Origin of the sequence: Kordia sp., from assembly GCF_022447245.1 — a bacterium.
In the GTDB taxonomy this organism is placed as follows: Bacteria; Bacteroidota; Bacteroidia; order Flavobacteriales; family Flavobacteriaceae; genus Kordia.
The window spans coordinates 1-21,271 of the sequence record NZ_JAKVBC010000048.1 but is presented as its reverse complement, the minus strand read 5'-3'; the positions used below and the strand labels follow the sequence as shown (position 1 = coordinate 21,271).

15 protein-coding genes are annotated in these 21,271 nt (G+C 35.0%); all 15 read right to left on the bottom strand.

Annotated features, from left to right (window positions below):
* Positions 1-12: 12 nt before the first annotated feature.
* Positions 13-1,545, bottom strand: coding sequence for a T9SS type A sorting domain-containing protein (locus MK119_RS21940; RefSeq protein WP_290683421.1), 1,533 nt, complete (start codon positions 1,543-1,545; stop codon positions 13-15).
* 176 nt (positions 1,546-1,721) lie between these two features.
* The gene (locus tag MK119_RS21935; RefSeq protein ID WP_290683419.1) at positions 1,722-2,435 is read right to left on the bottom strand and encodes a response regulator transcription factor; all 714 of its coding nucleotides are present in this window, start codon (positions 2,433-2,435) and stop codon (positions 1,722-1,724) included.
* Positions 2,436-2,440: 5 nt separating this feature from the next.
* On the bottom strand, positions 2,441-4,021 hold the full coding sequence (locus tag MK119_RS21930) for a HAMP domain-containing sensor histidine kinase (protein WP_290683416.1): 1,581 nt from the start codon (positions 4,019-4,021) through the stop codon (positions 2,441-2,443).
* Positions 4,022-4,093: 72 nt separating this feature from the next.
* Complete coding sequence (gene coaE / locus MK119_RS21925) at positions 4,094-4,687, bottom strand: dephospho-CoA kinase (RefSeq protein ID WP_290683414.1); 594 nt, start codon at positions 4,685-4,687, stop codon at positions 4,094-4,096.
* The gene (locus tag MK119_RS21920; protein ID WP_290683412.1) at positions 4,684-5,646 is read right to left on the bottom strand and encodes a CdaR family protein; all 963 of its coding nucleotides are present in this window, start codon (positions 5,644-5,646) and stop codon (positions 4,684-4,686) included. The genes coaE and MK119_RS21920 overlap by 4 nt, the downstream gene beginning before the upstream one ends.
* Position 5,647: 1 nt before the next feature.
* The gene (locus tag MK119_RS21915; protein WP_290683410.1) at positions 5,648-6,655 is read right to left on the bottom strand and encodes a glycosyltransferase; all 1,008 of its coding nucleotides are present in this window, start codon (positions 6,653-6,655) and stop codon (positions 5,648-5,650) included.
* Positions 6,656-6,729: 74 nt separating this feature from the next.
* Positions 6,730-10,134 (bottom strand): fibronectin type III domain-containing protein, encoded by a 3,405-nt coding sequence (locus MK119_RS21910; protein WP_290683408.1) that lies wholly within the window; start codon positions 10,132-10,134, stop codon positions 6,730-6,732.
* Positions 10,135-10,388: 254 nt separating this feature from the next.
* On the bottom strand, positions 10,389-12,992 hold the full coding sequence (locus MK119_RS21905) for a T9SS type A sorting domain-containing protein (protein ID WP_290683406.1): 2,604 nt from the start codon (positions 12,990-12,992) through the stop codon (positions 10,389-10,391).
* A gap of 145 nt (positions 12,993-13,137) precedes the next feature.
* Entirely contained in the window at positions 13,138-14,868 is a 1,731-nt protein-coding gene (locus MK119_RS21900; protein WP_290683404.1) for an FG-GAP-like repeat-containing protein, read from the bottom strand.
* A 204-nt stretch (positions 14,869-15,072) separates the two neighbouring features.
* The gene (locus MK119_RS21895; RefSeq protein WP_290683402.1) at positions 15,073-15,888 is read right to left on the bottom strand and encodes an SDR family oxidoreductase; all 816 of its coding nucleotides are present in this window, start codon (positions 15,886-15,888) and stop codon (positions 15,073-15,075) included.
* A 93-nt stretch (positions 15,889-15,981) separates the two neighbouring features.
* Entirely contained in the window at positions 15,982-17,637 is a 1,656-nt protein-coding gene (gene recN, locus MK119_RS21890) for a DNA repair protein RecN (RefSeq protein ID WP_290683400.1), read from the bottom strand.
* Between the two features lie 69 nt (positions 17,638-17,706).
* A complete protein-coding gene (locus tag MK119_RS21885) occupies positions 17,707-18,597 on the bottom strand; it encodes a DUF4835 family protein (RefSeq protein WP_290683398.1) in 891 nt (296 codons plus the stop codon).
* Positions 18,590-19,801, bottom strand: a complete 1,212-nt coding sequence (gene coaBC, locus MK119_RS21880; RefSeq protein WP_290683396.1) for a bifunctional phosphopantothenoylcysteine decarboxylase/phosphopantothenate--cysteine ligase CoaBC — start codon at positions 19,799-19,801, stop codon at positions 18,590-18,592. Before coaBC ends, MK119_RS21885 begins: the two co-directional genes overlap by 8 nt.
* Positions 19,802-19,804: 3 nt before the next feature.
* A complete protein-coding gene (locus MK119_RS21875) occupies positions 19,805-20,131 on the bottom strand; it encodes a DNA-directed RNA polymerase subunit omega (RefSeq protein WP_290683394.1) in 327 nt (108 codons plus the stop codon).
* A 5-nt stretch (positions 20,132-20,136) separates the two neighbouring features.
* The gene (gene bamD / locus MK119_RS21870) at positions 20,137-20,931 is read right to left on the bottom strand and encodes an outer membrane protein assembly factor BamD (protein WP_290683392.1); all 795 of its coding nucleotides are present in this window, start codon (positions 20,929-20,931) and stop codon (positions 20,137-20,139) included.
* Positions 20,932-21,271: the final 340 nt, after the last annotated feature.

Here is a 21,271-nt window from a genome sequence, read left to right as displayed (position 1 = left end):
TTAGAAAATATATTAGTTTTTTAGAATTGACTTTGTCGTATCTGTTCCTAAAACTTTTGCATAATACATTCCTGCTGTATATCCTTTTAAATTGATAGTGTTGTCAATATTTGAAATTTCTTTTGAAAACAGACGCATGCCTAAAGCATTAAATATTTCAACGGTTATAGCAGTTTGCATGTTATCATTTTTCACATAGACAATATCATTCGTTGGATTTGGATACATTGCAAATGTCCCGTTAACTTCATTTTCATCTACACTGAGTATAACATTGTTTTGTGATAGTCCATCACGGTAGATAAACATATCATCTGTGAAACCTGGATAAAAGAATTTTCCTAAAACCATTAATTCACCACTTGAATCTATGGTTATTTCAAAAGGATACATTTTCCTTCGTTCAACTTCTGTAGGGTTCCAAATTCCATCTGAATGAAAAGAAGTATCTAAACTTCCTGTACTTGTCAATTTTTGAAGTTCAAAATCATATTTTTTTACTGCAATGTATATCTCTTGAGTATCAGATACGGCAAAAGCCGCTGGCGGATTGAAAAAATTGCCTATGTAATATTCTCCATTGCCACTAAATGTATTGTCATAAGCTCCACTAGTATCTATTTTAAAAACCCAACGACTAACATTGCTTGCGCTTCCTGGGTTACATCCAACACAATCTTTCGTAGCTAATATAAATATAGTTCCATCAGTATTTATATGGAATTCTTTTGCATAATATTCATAACCAGCGTTTCCTGGACTGTATTGATAAATTCCGTCACCGCCTCCATAGGTTGTATCTGGCATTCCATTATCTGTGAATCTGAAAAGTGATATACTACCTCCTGTATTGGCAAGCGTCATTATTTTGCCATCAGAAAGTATATTCATGTCTTTTATGTAATTGTTATTAGAACTATTTCCAATATCTGTAGCACTTATTCCATCAAGATTAAACGTAGTATCATACGTTCCATCATCATTCAATTTAATAATTGCTAATTGACTAACAGTACTTGTAGAGATAGTACCTCCGACAAAAATTTTACCATCATCACCAACTACAATTTTATAACCAGTATTTGAATATCCATTATCTATTTCTAATACTCCATTAGTATTAAAACTAGTATCTAATGTTCCATTCTGATTCAATCGTATCACAAATAAATTTCGATGTGTGAATGATTCTGCAACATAGCCTGTAACCAATATTTTTCCATTAGCATCTATTTCTATATCATTTCCTCTTTGATATAACATTGATCCAAAATCGTAGGTAAACATACCATCAGTTCCAAAGGAAGTATCTAAAACTCCATTTGGCATGTGTTTTACTATAATAATTTCTTCGTAGCTGGTATCATTATTGTTTAATCTTCCTGTAGAATAGATATTTCCCATACTATCAGTAACGTAAGCATAATTCCATAAATCATAACCGTTAACAGTAGTCTTTATGAAGTTATAGGTATCTAAATCTTGAGATAATAAAGGACTTGAGCCTATTAAAAAGGCAAATAGTAGTAAGTAGTATTTTTTCATAGCAATCAGGTTTGATAAAGATAGTAAAAACTGAGTTATTTTTGAAGACTAAAAAGCAACATCTAATAAAAAGTATAATCCATAGACTTACTAGAGAATATATATAAAAAAAGTCGACATTCGGGTAGTCGACTATATTTTTCAAGTGTTTGAGGGAAAATTAGAGCAGCTCTCTACTACTCTGCTTTATTTTTGATAACTAATCTAAATCCTTCACCGTGAATGTTTAAAATTTCTACGTCTTCGTCTCTTTTTAAGTACTTACGTAGTTTGGCAATATAAACATCCATTGATCTTGAGGTGAAATAGTTATCATCTCTCCAAATCTTTGTTAAGGCCAATTCTCTTGGCATTAAATCATTTTCGTGCAACGCTAATAAACGTAATAATTCGTTTTCTTTTGGCGATAATTTGATTGGTTCTTCTTCGTCAAACGTTAAGAAACGTAATTTAGAATTTAAGCTAAATCTTCCAATAACGAATTCAAACTGTTTACTATCCGCTACAGAGTCTGATGTTTTACGTTGCATTATTGCTTTGATTTTCATCAATAATACTTCCGAATCAAAAGGCTTGTTTAAGTAGTCATCTGCGCCTACTTTGTACCCTTTCATCACGTCTTCTTTGAGTGCTTTGGCAGTTAAGAAAATGATAGGAACTTCGGTATTTTTCTCACGAATTTCTTTCGCCAGAGTAAAACCATCTTTGTACGGCATCATAACGTCAAGTATGCAAAGGTCGTAATTGTCTTTTTTGAATTTTTCAAATCCTTCCATTCCGTTTTTTGCATGAACAACGTCATAATCGTTCATTGATAGATAGTCTTTTAATACAGTTCCAAAATTCGGATCATCTTCTACTAATAAAATTTTCTTGTTTTGAATCTCCATGCTAGTTACGATATTAAAGGTAATCTAATAATAAAGGTACTTCCTTTGCCTTTCTCACTTTCAACGCTTATTTGACCTCCATGGTCATCAACAATACGCTTTACATAAGCTAAGCCAAGTCCGTGCCCTTTTACATTATGTATATCACCTGTATGTTCTCTATAAAATTTTTCAAATATTCTTTTTTGTACAGATTTAGACATTCCTTGACCTTGGTCTTTTATTCTAATCTGTATATTATTTTTCACTTTTTCAGTGTAAATATCAATTTTTGGTTCTCCTTCAGTATACTTAATAGCATTGTCTAAAACATTTACCAAAACATTGGTAAAATGCGTATCATTTGCCATTACCATTGAATCTTCTGCTTCCAAATGCGTTTTTACATATCCGTTTCTATCTTCCACAATCAACTCTATATGAGACATTGCATCTTCAACTAAGTCGTGCATATCTACTTCATCCTTACTTATTTCCAATTGATTTTTTTCAAGTTTAGAGATACGTAACACATTTTCCACTTGGGCATGCATTCGTTTATTTTCTTCACGAATCATTCGCAGGTAACGCTTCACCTTTTCTTTATCATCAATAATTTTAGGATTTTTTACGGCATCTAAAGCTAAGTTTATAGTAGCAATAGGTGTTTTAAACTCGTGTGTCATATTATTAATGAAATCAGTTTTTATTTCAGAGATTTGTTTCTGTTTTATCAACTGATATAAAGCACTAGAATACGCAATTATAATAATTAACGTAAAAACGATAGACATAATTGACATTCCCATAATGGAAGATAATACATATTTGTTCCTTTTTGGGAAACTTACAAATAATGTATATCCTGTTTCTTCTTCATTATTTTCAAATAATGGCACATCATACATTCCATCATTTGTTATTTTAAATCCATCTGACTTTATTTTTGTGGCAAGTCCATCATCATACACACCATATTCAAAACCCATATCCAAGTCCAATTCATCTAAGTACGCTTGAATTAAAAATGATAATAAATCATTGTTTACACGTTCATCAATAGGAGCTTGTTTTGTCAGTTCTCTAATAGCTTCTTTATATTCTGCCATTTTTTTAGATACACTGCTCACTTTTTTGAATTTCTGTACTGGTGATAGTTTTATATCTGTATTATCTAATATATCTTCTCGAAACGTAACACGAGTTTCTACAACTTTAAAGTTTTTGATGGAAGTACTATCATCTTCTGAAGTATTGTCAATGAACGTAGGGAAAATATTGTAATCTTCTTCTATAATTCCGCGTGTGTAAATACTAGTTTCGTTATTTTTTTCATTTCTACTAGTAATCTGAAAGACATTTAATACTTGTGCATCTTTTGGTTCTCCAACACTATCCATCAATTTTTGAAATTTCAGATAGTATCTTCGGTCTTCATACTCTGTCACTCTTTCAGATACGCTGGTTAGGATTTGATTTGCATTTAAGGAAAATGATTCTTGTTTTTCTTCAACAGCAGAAGCAATCCAATATCCTTGAACAAAAATAATCCCGATGAGTGATAAACTCATCAAAATGACTAGAACAATAAATAATCGTTTACTCATTCGATCAAAATTAACGTATAATATTGGTTATATTAACTTTTTAACCAAACCTTAACAAATATGTTAATTTCATCAGATTTCCTGACTCATCAGCGAAATTTCTTGATGAATTTTAGCAACTTGATTTTTTGCTTTTTCCAAATCTTCGTTGTGAATTATATAATCCGAAAGTGCTATTTTTTTAGCATCACTCCATTGATTATTCATTCTGCTTTGAATGGCTTCTCTTGTGGTTTGATCCCTTTGCAATAACCGTTCAAAACGTGTTTCTAAAGGCGCAACAACCGTAATAATTTTGTCGCAATGCTTATATGAATCATTTTCAAACAGTATTGCTACTTCTTTTATGATGTATTTTTCTTCACTACGTGCTGCATACCAATCTTTGAAATGTTGCCCCACACGCGGATGCACTATCTCATTTATATTTTTTAATTCTTCAGGTTGGTTAAACACTATGTTTGATAAGTAACTTCTGTTCAATTCTCCATCTATATAGGTTTCTTCTCCAAATGCAGCAATCAACTCTTCTTTGATTTCTTGAGATGTATGCATCAACTTTTTAGCTTCAATATCGGCAATGTATATAGACACACCTAATTCGTGAAACATCTTAGCAATCGTTGTTTTACCACTACCTATTCCGCCTGTAAGTCCTACTATCATTTTTTTATTAAAAAGTTTATTTTTTTATCATCTATACGATATGTTTTTACCGTTTTAGGAAATTTTACCAATTTCGGAATAAAGAAAGATGCATTTGTATTTTTAATGTCGTTATAATCACAATATACTGCAAAATCATTTTGCGTAATTTTATTGAAGTCAGACACATTTGCTGTATACGTAACACTGATCTCTTTTGGAAAGAGTTTAATTAAGTATCCTTTTGGAAGATTCTGTATATGCAAAGGAATGTTTAGCTTTCCTTCCGTAAACTTATCTACTTTCCCTGTAGCTTTTATTGTTGATTTCGAGTATACCAATCGTTTTAAAGAATCATTTTTAATAAGCTGTAACTCTATATCTATATCGGTATTGATATCTTTTAACTGTTTGCTTTCGGTATACACTTCTTTTAATTTATCAACGACATCTTCTGGTCCAGATATTTCAATGAATTTAGGAGATATATGTAAAGAATCATACAAATTATATCCTTGGTCAAACTTTAATCCTAATTTAGGTATTATAGGAACACGCTTCGTTTTGTTTTTACCTAAAGTAAAAAACAAGGTATCTGGAAACACATTCAAAATTTCAATATCTTGATAAATATGCTTATTGATAGCGTCATTAGCAAGTACATAAAATGTATTGTCTGTTTTTGCTTTTGCTACTTTCTTTAAATCGACTTCTATTTCTTTTTTGAAGAATTTTTGACGTAACATCCGAAAACCTGTAGTTTTAACTTGTGCTTCTACAGTAGTTTCTTGACTTCCTAATAGAATTTTATCATTTGATAAATTCGTGTAGGCAACCTTCATAGCAATTGTATCTGTGTAAGTATCAGCAAGCTTTACAAGTGTCCATATAATAAAAGAAACCACAAAGAATAGTAAAAATACATTGATTTTTTTTCCTTTGATCGTAGCGCTAAATAAACTTTTTATTCCTTTAAGCATGTTATTTTTTAAAGAAGAGTTTTGGAAATCGTTCTTCTGGTTTTTGTTTGAAAATTTTTAGTGCAATGGTCGATTTTAAAAAGCCAAAGCCGTAACCATAAAACTGAATGCTGACGGCAACTATGGACAAAAACGCAATTTTTATACTTTTTGTTGTCCATAATGCATCTAACAATATGGCTATAAAATATACAGCATATCCAATTAAAAACCAATGAAAAGCAAAGAATATACTAAGAATAATAGAAGTTACTAAACCAAGGCAAAATAGTGTGGGAAACCAATAGGTAAGTTTTGCAGTTTCTGGATGCCATAAATTTAAGATAGGACGCACCATTCCAAACTTATTAACTTGAATATGAAATTTTTCCCAAGAAATTCTACGTTTATGATACACATACGCTTCTGGTATAAGTATTGTTTCATAACCAGCATTCCATATACGAATGGTTAAGTCTGGATCTTCCCCAGGATGGATTTGCCCAAAACCTTGTGTTTTTTCAAAGGCGACTTTTGAGATTCCCATATTAAAACTCCTCGGTTGAAACTTGTTTACAGCATTTTTTCTACCTCTGATTCCTCCAGTAGTTAAAAAAGCAGTCATTGCATAGCTAATTGCTTTTTGTATGGTTGTAAACGAACTATGTGCCGCATCTGGACCTCCAAAACAATCTACATATTTTCGATCTAAAGCTTTAGATACTTCTAATAAATACTCTGGCGGCAAAATACAATCTGAATCAAATATTAAGAAATAATTCCCTTTAGCGCGCTTCATTCCATAATTACGAGAATCTCCCGGTCCTGAATTAGGTTTAAAGTAATAACTAATATCCAATGAGTCTTTGTAACTATTTACAATTTCTTTTGAAGGAACTGAAGATCCATCTTCTACAATCACAACTTCAAAATCTTCTAAATATGTTTGTTTTGAGATGCTTTCAAGCAACTCTGCGACTTCATCAGGTCTATTAAATACAGGAACAACTATTGAGAATTTTATTTGCATGTCGCAAATATAGGGAAACAAAAAAAGCTGTTCAACGAAGAACAGCTTTTAATGATAAATATATGTTTATGAGATTAATTCACGAATTTTACAACTGAAGTTTTTCCATTTTCCATCGTTACTCTTGCAAAGTACACACCATTTCTAACGGAACCTAAATTCGCTTCTCCTTCAGTAGCATTTGGCTTTGAAGTAGTTAAAATTTGTCCAACTAAGTTGTATACTTCAATAGATTTAATAGGACTTTGAGCATTCACCACAAAAGTATTTGTTACAGTATTCACATAATGAATAAATCCTCTGGACTCAAAAGACTCAACAGATAACGGAGCACATGTCACAGTTGCATTCCAACCTGGTCTTGTTACTGAACCGTCAGATGTAAATACAAATGTTAAACATCCGGAAGCATCCGTAGCAATGATCGTCATACCTTGTAAATCTCCTGATCCGGCAGCTGGTGTATCGTTTCTATCCCAACACCAGATTGTTCCACCTCCGGGAGGATCTATAGTCGCTGCAGTATTGTCGGCGCCATCATGAATTGTTAATCCGTCATAACAACCTGTTCCTTGATTCTCTGTGCTAAATAAATTGAATGTAACTTGCACGCCTTCTCCTGCCATGTCTGGACAGATGGTATATGTAATATTTTCACCACTAGAATAATCTCCAGAGTTTCCTCCTGAATCTAAGAAAATTCCATTGGTACAATCTGGCGGTACAGCTACATAAGGTGTTGCAAAAGCAAATGGTCCTGCCCATGCAGAGACTCCATCTGGTCCGCAATCTGCTTGTACATAAAATTCGTAGTTATTATCACCCACTAAACCTGTAGCCATGTAAGGATTCATAACTCCTGTAGCTGAAGCAGTCCCTGTAGCCGTTCCTCCTGCTGTTATATCGACCAACTCTATATTCCATGAAGTTGCTGTCCCGTTTTCTGTCCAACCTAAGTCAGCAGTTGTTTCCATAATATTGGTTGCTGTCAATCCACTTGGAGCTGGACATGTTTCAAGTGTTGTAAATGCAAATGGTCCTGCCCATGCAGAGAAGGTTCCTCCACCACAATCAGCCCTCACATAGAATGAGTAATCATTATTTTGCGTAAGTCCCATTGCTGTGTATGGATTTGTTACTCCTGAAACTGTAGGCGTTCCTGTAACCATTCCTCCTGCTGTGACATCTACAATTTCAATATCCCAAGCTGTTGAACTTCCGTTTTCTGTCCATCCTAAATCAGCTGTTGTATCTGTAACATTAGTTACTGTTAAACCATTTGGTGTAGGACAGGCTGGCAATTCGGTAAAAGATACATTATCAATAGAAATATCTCCTTCAAAACTCCCCGCGCTTCTTGCTCTAAATATTACTGTAACTGTTTGCCCAGCGTATGCAGCTAAATCAACAACTGCTAGTTCCCAAGGTTCTGTTTCTCCTCCTTGTTGTTGTCCTGTTAATGACCAAATAGTTGTTCCACTAACAATTACTTCTAATGAGCCAATTTGCATACCAAACATATGATAATTAAATGTAAGCGCTGGTGCTGTTAATGCTGTTAAATCTACTTGAGGAGTAATTAACTCTGCTGCATCTCCTACAGCCGATCCAGAAGCTTCTGTATAAAAATAGTTCCCTGTAGTAATTGAAGGTGCTGGCCCAGTTCCTCCAGAACCTACATCAGTTCCTGGTGCTGATTCCCAAAAATAAGATCCTCCTGTGTTAGTTGCTGACCAACAATTTTCAGAAATAAAAGCAGTTGTTGCTGTTGTAAAGGTTTCAAAATCTTCCGTGTATGGTGCAGCAATTGGAGCACAAGCTGTTCTAAATGTAAATGGTCCAGCCCAAGTTGATGTACCATCTACACCGCAATCAGCTCTTACATAAAAATCATATTCTGTATTTTCTGTAAGTCCCACTGCTGTATATGGATTTGTAACACCAGTTGCTGTTGGAGTTCCTGTAGGTGGTGTTCCTGCAGTTACTATTTCAACATCCCATATTGTAGCAGTTCCATTTTCTGTCCATCCTAAATTAGCTGTAGTATCAGTGATATTCGTTACAGTTAACGCATTTGGTGCGCTACAAGTTGGCAATTCATCAAACACTACATTATCAATTGAAATATCCCCTTCAAATGTTCCTGCACTTGTTCCTCTAAAGGTAACCGATATCGTTTGACCTGCAAAGGCAGATAAATCTACAGTAGCTAGCTCCCATTCAGTTGTTGCACTTGCTTGCTGTTGTCCAGAAAGTGTCCAAACATTTGTAGTTCCATTTACTAATACGTCTAAAGTTCCTATTTGTCCTCCAAACATGTGGTAATTAAATGTTAATGATGGAGTTGTAAGCCCTGATAAATCCACTAATGGAGATATTAAATCTGTAGTATCGCCAGTATTTCCATTTGATGCTTCTGTATAAAAATAATTTCCTGTTGTTATTGACGGATCTGGTCCTGTTCCTGCAGAACCATTATCTGTACCAGGAGCCGATTCCCAAAAATAAGCGCCACCAGTACCTGTCCAACAATTTTCAGAAGTAAATGCAGTACCAGCAGTAGTAAAAGTTTCAAAATTTTCGGTGTATGGAGCTGTAAATGCTGAACAAGCTGTTCTGAATGTAAAAGGTCCAATCCAGTTGGAAACACCATCTCCGCCACAATTAGCTCTTACATAATAGTCATATTCTGTATTATCCATAAGTCCCATAGCAGTATATGGGTTTGTAACACCTGTAGCCGTAGGCGTTCCAGTTGGAGCTGTCCCTGTTGTTACAATTTCTACATCCCAAGCAGTAGCTGATCCACTTTCTAACCAAGATAAATCTGCTGTTGAAGCGGTTATATTGGCAGCTGCTAAAGTAGATGGATCTGGACATGTCGGTGGTGCTACAGAGCTTATTGTTGGTGAATCAAAACAAAATCCCCATTCAAAACCTGGTCCGCCTACCAAATCATCAAAATAAATTCTATATCTAAATCCAGATAATTGAGTTGGCGTAAAAGCTACAATGTTTAGCACTTCTGTGGTATACGCTTCATAAGTTCCCGAACAAAAATCGTTTGTTGGAGCACCTGCTGTATCTGCATTAAAAGGTTGTCCTATGATATTCCAAGTACTTGCATCTGCATCCCAGTATTCAAATTGCAGTATGTCATCAGTGTTGTAATTATATACAAAATTACCAGAAATGGTAATCCACGTTTCTCCTGCAGCATTCGCAGCAGTTAAGTCAATTACTGGAGATTCTGCAGCAATATCATCATCGCTTCCATTTCCAGCATCATCATCGTCAAAAGCAAAGTTTGGTGAAACCGTAGGATCTGCTTCTAGTGCAGAAGGATCTGCATTATAAGTCCCAGTAAGTGACCAATTGGTATTAGGCCACATTGCATTTTGGTTTAATGTTTGTGCATAACCTGTACAAGTACAGGCGAAAAACATTATAAATAAGGTTTTAAGAGTAGTTTTTCTCATAAATGAAGTTGTTAAATAGTTGTATATAAATATATGAATTATTTGTTTATAAAACATATTTAAGAACCTCATATACCGCTCATTAAACCTCTAAAAGTGTTATTTAACGATAATATATAGCGATATCAATGCATCTTAGATAAAATCTTATACACTAAATTATTTTTGGTAACGATGTATTTACCTGAACTGTATAGACAAAAAAAAGCTGTTCAATTAAGAACAGCCTTTGTTTTAGGTGTATGTTTAAAAGATTACTTCACGAACTTTACAACTGAAGTTCTTCCATTGTCTAACGTTACTCTTGCGAAATATACTCCATTCTTAACTGAACCTAAATTCGCTTCTCCTGCAGCAGCGTTTGGCTTCGCAGTAGTAATGATTTGTCCAACTAAGTTGTATACCTCAATTGAGTTGATAGTACTTTGAGCATTTACTACAAATGCATTGTTTACAGTGTCTACATAGTGTAAGAAACCTCTAACTTCTGCAGATTCTACAGATAATGGCGTACAAGTTACATTAGCACTCCATCCTGGTCTTGTAACAGAACCATCAGATGTAAATACAAATGTTAAACATCCTGAAGCATCTGTAGAAGATATAGTTAAACCTTGTAAATCTCCTGTTCCTTCTGCTGGAGTATCATTTCTATCCCAACACCAAATTGTTCCACCTCCTGGAGGATCGATTGTTGCAGCCATATTATCTGCACCATTATAAATAGTTAATCCATCATAACAAGCCGTAGCTCCATCATTCTCAGTAGAGAAAAATGTAAATTCTACATTTACTCCATCACCTGCCATATCAGGGCAGATCGTATATGTAATATTTTCACCACTAGAATAGTCTCCTGAGTTACCTCCTGAATCTAGGAAGATACCATTAGCACAAGATGGTGGTACTGCAACATAAGGAGTTGCAAATGCAAATGGCCCTGCCCATGCAGAAGTTCCACTTGGTCCACAATCAGCTTGTACATAGAACTCGTAGTTGTTATCAGCAACTAAACCTGTAGCGCTGTATGGATTAGCCATCACTCCTGTTGCTGTTGGTGTCCCTGTAGCTGTTCCTCCAGCGGTAACATCAACTAATTCAATATTCCAAGTAGTAGCCGTTCCGTTTTCAGTCCATCCTAAATCAGCAGAAGTTTCCATGATATTCGTAGCAGTTAATGCTGATGGTGTAGGACATGCTTCTAATGTTGTAAAGCTAAATGGTCCTGCCCATCCAGAGAATGTACCTCCACCACAATCAGCTCTCACATAGAAAGCATAATCGTTATTTTGAGTAAGTCCCATTGCTGTGTAAGGGTTTGCAACTCCTGAAGCTGTTGGTGTTCCTGTCGCCATTCCTCCTGCTGTTACATCAACGATTTCAACGTCCCAAGCAGTAGCGGAACCGTTTTCATTCCATCCTAAATCAGCAGCCGTATCTGTGATCATAGTAGCACCCAATGCACTTGGTGTTGGGCATGATGGTAGTTCTGTGAAAGATACATTATCGATAGAGATATCTCCTTCAAATGATCCACCTCCAGTAGCTCTTATTGTTACTGTAATAGATTGTCCTGCATAAGCAGCTAAATCTACTACTGCTAATTCCCAAGGTGTTGTTGCAGATGTTTGTTGTTGGCCTGATAATGTCCAAACATTGTCTGTTCCATTTACCAAGATATCTAATGTTCCAATTTGTGTTCCAAACATATGATAATTAAATGTCAATGCAGGAGCCGTAAGTGGCGTTAAATCAACTAATGGTGATACTAATTCAGCAATATCTCCAACTGTAGACCCAGAAGATTCTGTGTAAAAATAATTTCCTGTAGTTATTGTTGGATCTGGACCTGTTCCTCCAGAACCATTATCAGTTCCAGCAGCTGACTCCCAGAAATAAGCTGGTCCTGTATTAGTTCCTGTCCAACAGTTTTCTGCTGCGAAGGCTACGTCTACTGCAGGTGTAAATGATACAAAATCTTCCGTATATGGTGCAGGAGTTGCAGCGCAAGTAGTACTGAATGTAAAAGGTCCTACCCAGTTAGAAGTTCCTGCTCCACCACAATCAGCTCTTACGTAAAAATCATAGAGTGTATCAGCTGTTAATCCTGAAGCTCCATAAGGATTTCCTACTCCTGAAGCCGTTGGCGTTCCTGTAGCAGGAGAACCGTTGGTTACTACTTCAACATCCCAAACTGTAGCTGTTCCATTTTCTGTCCATCCCAGATTAGCTGTTGTATCAGTAACACTTGTAGCTGTTAACATAGAAGGATCGATACAAGATGGTGGTGTAGCAGATGTAATCGTTGGTGAAGTTACACACCATCCCCATTGCCAACCTCCTTGATCATCGTAAGATATTCTGTATTGGAATCCAGATAACTGTGTAGCTGTAAATCCAGAAATATCGAGTACTGTAGTTGTATATGCCACTGTATTTGCACATGTTAGGAAATCATTTGCATTAGTATTGCCGGTGATTGTAAATAAGTTAGACCAAGTCATGGCATCAGCATCATACGTTTCGATGCTTAAAACATCTCCACCAAGAGCCCTGTATGTATACTCACTTGCAATTGTGATCCATGTTTCTCCAGCAACACTAGCAGCTGTTAAATCGATCACTGGTGAAGTGGCAATAACAGTGTCTGCAGAACCATTACCTGCACCGTCATCATTCCATGTTAGTGTAGTACCGGCTCCAGTTGGATCTGACAATAACCCTGCAGGAGTGTACGTACCTGAAAGTGACCATCCAGCATTCGGCCAGTTAGCTGCTTGGTTTAGTGTTTGAGAGATCCCTACATAGGTCCCTAACAAGCACATTACAATAAAAAGTTTAAGTGTAATTTTTCTCATAAAAAGTTTGATTTTTTGTTAGTTAGTTGAATATGAATTGAAAGAACCAAATTTTTTTTGAATCAACCATATTAATATCGACAAAAAAACATTTTTTGTCGACAAAATACATGGAAAGAAATTTTTCCTACTGTTTTTATCTGTATTATCTTAACATTATTTTTTTATTAAATACGGCTTTTTTACCCATTATTTTTACAGTATAATAACCAGAAGACAATGTTGAAATATCGAGGTAATCTTGATGAGTTATATTTCCGTTTTTTACTTGCGCTCCTCTACTATCAAAAATGATATAATTATACACCTCATTTGCAGTTGTTTGCAACCAAATTTTACCAGTAGTAGGGTTGGGATATAATTGTACTAAATTCCTTTCTTGAAATTCTTCAGTATTTAAAGGGTTGCTTCCTTCTAAAATAGTTAATGCCTGATTGGGAAGTACGTTATATAATATGTCTTGCGCCCCTCCTAGCCATGTAACTTTTACATATTCTATAGATGTATTGTCCCCTATACCAAAGAATTCTGTTTCTGAGTTTTGTGAAATATAACCTTCTCCACATACGGTATATCTGTATTGAGAAACACCTTCGCTTCTAAGTTCAATTACTGCACCTACTCCTTGTTTATTGCTAGTAACACCTTCCAGATTGACTTTTAGCCAGTTATTAGTAGAGGTTGTTTGATTTTTCCAAAAAAAGATATCATCTCCTCCAGAGTTGTTTACGATAATTTCTGGAAAACCATCATTGTCTGTATCTCCAATAGCATTTGAATAACTTTCGCTAGAATCATTTTCAAAACCTGAACTTCCTGAGATACTGAATGTGCCATTTCCATTATTGGTGTAAAATGCTGCTGACATAAGACTTGGCACACCTCCATCAAGTGATCCACTTACATATAAATCTAAATCGCCATCATTTTCAGCATCTAAGAATACAGCTCCCCACGCAATACTTTCAAACATGGTTCCTGTTCCAGAAGCGATATTAGTAAAAGTTCCATCACCGTTGTTTCTAAGGAAATAATTCCCAGGTATTCCATTGGTCACGTAAATATCGAACCAACCATCTCTATCAAAATCCGCAATGGTCACAGACATTGCATCAATTGCAAGATTAGTTCCTGACTCTTCGCTTACATCAGAAAAAGTGCCATCTCCGTTATTCTTGTAGAGAATGTTAGTAGTGTTTATTTTGTCATTTGCCATGTAAATATCTTGCCAACCATCATTATTGTAGTCAAAAAAAGCAGAACAGAACGATAAGTGGCTTCCATTATCAATTCCAGCAGCAGCACTTACATTGGTAAAGGTTCCATCTCCATTATTTTTATATAAATAATTTGGTTGTGGAGAACTTAAACCTCTATTGCACAGAAAAACATCTAAGTATCCATCATTATTGTAATCGCCCCATGAAGCTCCAAAATTATCTTGAGCTGCTATTGGCAAACCACAAGCAATTGTAACATCATTCAGTACAGTTACATCATTTCTATATAAGCGACTTCCATCTACATCTCCAGAAACATACAAATCTTTATCTCCGTCGTTATCAAAGTCTACCCAAATAACTTGTTTTTGTTGCGCATTATTATTGGGAACCAATGTAGTTTCAAGCGAAAAGGTTCCATCTCCATTATTTTTATAAATCTTTAAAGGATCACCACTTTGGGTTCCGATGGTGATATCATCCCATCCGTCATTATTATAATCACAGAATGAAATTCCATTTCCTAGATACGTAGTTCCACTAAAATCATCAATACCAACAGTAGTGGCATGATTTTCAAAATAAGCTTGTGCATTTAACTGAAAACAGAGGATATAAATGATACACGAAAAGGAGAAGCGTAGTCGTCTTTTCATAGGCAGTCGGTAAATAAATTATTGAGTTCGAGACTTCTAATCTATTAAATCAACTTAAATTTCACAAATATTTAACAATAATATCCTTGTAGTGATTTGTGTTTTTTTGACTAAATCTATGTATTTACTGGGCTTACAGTATCTTTTAAACAAAAAAAAACCTCTAAGTAATCTTAGAGGTATTCATTTTTATGTAGTTTTTTTTTATTCTTCTGTAAATCTTTCTATGACTTCCTGACTTACTCCTGTATTAGAGAATCCACCATCGTTATATAAGTTTTGCATAGTAACTCTTTTGGTTAAGTCTGAGAACAATGATACCGTATAGTTTGCACAGTCTAGCGCAGTTGCATTTCCAAGCGGCGACATTTTTTCTGCATACGAGATAAAACCTCCAAAACCTTTTACACCTTGACCTGCCGTTGTTGGTGTTGGTGATTGTGATATGGTATTTACACGAACTTTTTTCTCTTTTCCAAAGAAATATCCAAAACTACGTGCAATTGACTCCAAATACGCTTTGTTATCTGCCATATCGTTGTAATCTGGAAATGTACGTTGTGCAGCCATATAGGTTAATGCAACGATACTTCCCCACTCGTTCATGGCGTCTGTTTTGTATAGTGTTTGCATTACCTTATGAAAAGATACCGCAGAAACATCCCAACCTTTAGTCATCCAATCGTATTTTAAATCTGTGTAGTGTCTTCCTTTACGAACATTTACAGACATTCCGATAGAATGCAATACAAAGTCAATTTTCCCACCAAGGATTTCCATTGACTTTTCTATAAGGTTTTGAATATCTTCAAGGTTTGTAGCATCTGCAGGAATGATTTCTGAACCTGTTTTTTCTGCTAATTCTTTAATTTTTCCCATACGCATTGCAATAGGCGCATTTGTGAGTACAAATGTTCCTCCTTCTTCATGCACGCGTTCAGCAATTTTCCATGCAATAGAGTTTTCGTCTAAAGCACCAAATATGATTCCTCTTTTTCCTTTTAATAAGTTATATGACATGCTTGTTAATTTTAGTCGTTTTTAGCTGTTTGGTGGTTCAAATATATGGTAAAAGATTGAAATGATCGATTACTATGATTCGAATCTTCTTTATTAGGATTGTAATACTTCTTTTGCGTTTGCTAAAGCAGAATTAGAGATTTTAGCGCCACTCAACATCTGTGCTATTTCTTGTATGCGTTCTTCTGCTTCTAACTGCTTTAATTGTGTAGTTGTCACTTCGTTTACATCTTTCTTGTAGACTTTGAAATGCTGTTTTCCTTTGGCTGCTATTTGTGGCAAATGTGTAATAGAAAATACTTGCATACTTTTGCTCATTTGCTGCATGATTTTTGCCATTTTACTAGCGACTTCACCAGAAACTCCTGTATCTATTTCATCAAACATAATGGTTGGCAATTGCATATATTTTGATAAAATTGCTTTGATACATAGCATTACTCTAGATAATTCTCCTCCAGAAGCTGCTTTTTTCAATTCATTAAAGTTTCCGCCTTTATTTGCCGCAAATAAAAACTGTAAATCATCCATACCATTGGCGTAAAACTGGTTTGCTAGATTTACTTTGATATCAAAACGGGCATTTGGCATACCAAGCGTTGTTAGCATTTTTTCTAACTGCTGTACGAGTGTTGGAATTCCCTGCGAACGTTTTGCATGAATTGTTTTTGCAATTTTCTTTAGTTGTGCACTTAATTCTTGTAGTTCTTTTTCTTTAGCTTGAATAAAGTCATCTATATTTTCTGAGACAGCTGCTTTTTCAGAAAGTTCTGCTTGGATAGAAAGTAATTCTTCTAGCGTAAGTACATTGTGCTTTTTTTGCAGATCGAATATTTTTTGAAGTTTTCCTGAGATTTCTTCAAACAATGCTGGATCAAAAGAAATATCACCTTGCAAGTTCATGATTTCATTGTAAATGTCATCCAATTCGATGTACGAGCTTTTGATACGTGCTGCCAATTGTTCAAATTCAGGTGCAATGTCTGATAATTTCCCAGAAGCTACTTGCAATTCCGAAAGCAGATTTAATACACCAACTTGTTCATCGGAAAGTATTTGTTCGGAAGCGCTTAAACTGGTCTTGATGTCTTCAGCATTGTTTAAACGCTCGTATTGCGCTTCCAAATCAGCCAGAATCAATCCTTCTAGTTTGGCTTCTTCCAATTCTTTGAGCAAAAACATATTGTAATCATGCTCCTTTTCTAAAGCTATTTGCTCTTCTCGGATATTACGCAATTCTTTTTGTGTAGCATGATACTTTTTTAATATCTCTTTGTATACATCAACTTCTTCTGAAACATTCGCTAAGATATCAATGACTTGAAATTGAAATTGATTATCTGTTAACTGTAATGTTTGGTGTTGCGAGTGAATGTCAATTAATTGATCGCCTAATGCATTTAGCACATCTAAACGTACAGGGACATCATTTACAAACGCTCTCGATTTCCCAGAAGGTAATATTTCACGACGTACAATTGTATCATGATCATAATCGAGATCATTCTCTGCAAAGAAATTTTTAAGCCTATATTTCTTAATGGCAAATTCGGCTTCAATCACACATTTACGTGTTTTATCTTTTAAGGAAGATAAATCTGCTCGTTTTCCTAAAATTAATGCCAATCCACCGAGAAGAATCGATTTTCCGGCTCCTGTTTCTCCAGTAATGATTGTCAATCCTTTATCAAATTCAACTTGTAAAGAATCAATGAGTGCAAAGTTTTTTATAGAAAGTTGTGTGAGCAATGCTGTAGAATTTTGTTACGTTAGTTTCCGCACACAAAAATAACGTATTGCTCTAAATTTTCGCAAAAATCAGAATTTAATTTTTTCCCACTTGGTTGCGTGGAATGGCGCTACTTTGTTTAGTGTTTCTACCAAACGTACGATATTTATTTTTGGTCCGCCTGAAAATATTCGCTCAATTTCTTCTGCTTTAGCATCAAAGAATGTCTGCAATAAGAATGAGTTTGGTCTACGATTATTTAAGGCTTTAAAAATTTCCATAGAAGAACTAATGGCTTGTTTTCCAGCACGCGCATCATCTGCCATAACGTCTAATCCTACTCTGTGATAGTTGTACATTACGGTTCTGTATTCTTTGTGCGTGTTGTTTAACATATTGTCCAACAATGTCCACCGTGTACGGTTTCCGTCAGCTTCTTTCCAGCCCAAAAATGCGCTTGTTTGTGAAAGGTTTACAATTTGCTGTGCTTGTGCATAATAATTTGATCCTCCCCGAAGTGCAAACGTATCTGCGTCAATTCCTAAAATTACATATACATAATAGGCAATTACCGATACTAGGTTTGAGGTAAATGCATTCGGATTGTATACAATTGGTTGAAATTCTTGGTAGATAAATCGAAACTGCCTGTCGTTGAAATTAAATACTGGCGACTCAAATGATGAATTATAAATTGGACGCGATGATTGCACTTGAATCGTTGCCACAAATTCATCTGAATTGTATTCTGACACATTGATCACCATGCTACAGTTAATACGTTCAGTTGCTGCGAATTTTTTGTTTGTCCATTGCGTTTTGTTCACAAAATCATTCAAGGAACGCTCTAGCGTTTTAAAGATTTGCTGATTGGTTTGATTGATTTGTTGCGTGTCAATAGTAATTTGACAGTTTAATTCTTGTGCTGTTGCAAAAGAAATTCCACATAAAAACAATAGACTTAAAACAAGATTACGCATGGATTCGCTTTAAAATTTCGTTAAAAATATCAATGGCTACTTCGGCTTTCGATTTTAACCCAAAAGCTAAGGTATTCATTTTTTTGTCAATAATCGTTACTTTGTTAGTTGGTTTTCCAAATCCTGCTCCTTTATCGTTAAGAGAATTTAGGACAATCATGTCTAAGTTTTTACGCGTCAGTTTTCCTTTTGCGTTTTCTAATTCATTATTTGTCTCTAAAGCAAAACCTACTAAAAATTGTGCTTTTTTAATGTCTCCTAAAGAAGCGAGAATGTCTTTGGTTTTGACCAACTCAATATGTAACGATGAATCTTTCTTTTTTATTTTCTGAGTAGCAACATCTTTTGGTTTATAATCGGCAACCGCAGCAGAAAGAATGGCAATATCTGCAGATGGAAAATCGTTGTGCGCTGCATTATACATATCTTCCGCACTTGTTACATCTACTACATTTACTAATGAATGTGAAATGCTTTGATGGTTTGGTCCAGCGATTAATGTTACCTCAGCACCTAAGTTTACAGCTGCTCGTGCTAACTCAAAGCCCATTTTACCAGAAGAGTGATTCCCAATAAAACGTACAGGATCAATGGCTTCATAGGTTGGACCAGCAGTAATCATTACTTTTTTTCCTTTTAACGGAAGTTTATCTAAGATATCTTTTTCTATAAATGCTACCATATCTTCTGGTACTGCCATGCGCCCTTCTCCAACCAAACCACTCGCCAATTCACCACTAGTTGCAGGAATCATTGTATTTCCAAACTTGGTCAATTGTTCAAATGAATTTTTCGTAGATGGATGCTTGTACATGTCCAAATCCATTGCTGGTGCAAAGTATACAGGGCATTTTGCAGAAAGATAGGTTGCTAACAGTAAATTATCACTGTTTCCAGATGCCATTTTGGACATTGTGTTTGCTGTTGCAGGTGCAATCAACATAAAATCTGCCCACAAGCCTAATTCAACATGATTTGTCCATACAGCATTTTCATCATCTTCATTGGTAAAAGACGAATGTACTGGATTTTTAGATAACGTAGATAGCGTTAACGGCGTAATGAAGTCTTTGGCAGCAGGCGTCATAATCACTTGGACTTCTGCGCCTGCTTTTATGAATAACCGTACTAAAGAAGCTATTTTATAAGCGGCAATGCCAGCAGTAACGCCTAGTAATACTTTTTTGCCCCTTAATATTGACATATATTATGCTTCTTCTTTTGTGTTACGGTAGTAAATTTTATCTTCTAACCACTCGTGAACTGCAATAGCATGTGGCTTTGGAAGTTTTTCGTAGAATTTAGATACTTCTATTTGCTCTTTGTTTTCAAAGATTTCTTCTAAACTATCATTATGTGTAGCAAACTCGTCTAATTTCTCGATCAATTCTTTTTTAATTTCAGAGTTGATTTGAATAGCCCTTTTTGCTACAACTGAAATTGCTTCATAAATGTTATCCGTCGGCGAATCAAACTGATTTCTCTCGATTGTAGTTGTGCTGATTGGAGCGTCTAAGTTTTTAATATCAACCATAATTGTTATTTTGAAAATTTTGCTAATTCTTCTGTAATAGAAGCCATGATTTTATCGGCTTCTTCTCTGTATTTAGATTCTGGGTAAAACTTGATCAACGATTTATACGCTGAACTCGCTTCATTTAAACGATCTTCCATTAAAGTTTCAAAGCTTCGAATTGCAAGATTGTACATCGCGTCTAAACGCAAATACATTGCATCTTCTCTGAAAGAGGTCCCTGGAAAATCTGAAAGAAAGTTTTCAGTGGCTTTGATTGCCGCTTTGAAATCTGAAATTGTATTGTATTGCTTTGCAATTTCATAAGCTTTCTTTTCAACTTTAGTCGTTAACTCTTCTACCATTTCATTGGCACTGTCTAAATATTCAGAATCTGGATAGTTATTAATAAATCCTTGTAATTTATTGATGGCAGTATACGTATCTGTTTGATCTATACTATAACGAGGCGATTGCATATAATAGCTTTTTGCTTCATAATAAGAAGCTACTTGTGCACTATCACTTTTTGGATATGAACGTACAAAACGCTCAAACTGATATCCAGCCACCATATATTCTTCTATTTCAAACAATGTACGTCCATACATAAATGTAACACGTTCTCCTTGTGGCTTTCCTCTAAATTTAGGTACAATTTGCTCAAAAAGTCTACTTGATTTTTTAAACTTTTTCTCTTTGTACAAACGTTCAGCTAGTTGGTACTTTACTTTCGTATCTTCCGACTTTAACGCTTTTTGGTATTCGCTACAAGAAGCAAGCATAGCAACTGCTAGAATTAGGTATAGAAATTTTGGCATCTTTTTAAACATCTGGCAAAAATAGGTATTTATTATGTATTATGAAAACATTTTTAAACCGCTAAAATAACTTTACAAATCTGATTTTAGTATTCTTTATCATAGATTTAACTTTTGCTTGGTTGTTCGGTGTTTAGTCTCAGGTCTTGGTGCTTTGTTTTATGTTTGTTTATTGATTTGTGAATTTGTCTTTCGTAATTTGTTAGCTGAGTAAACTGAGCTTATCCTTAAATCCATAGGTTGGTCAAAAAAGTGATTATTTGAACCTGTTGAGCATTTTGATTTGAAAAGAAAAAATTGTTCATCTTACTGATAACCAGTAATTTGTTTTAGCTATAAA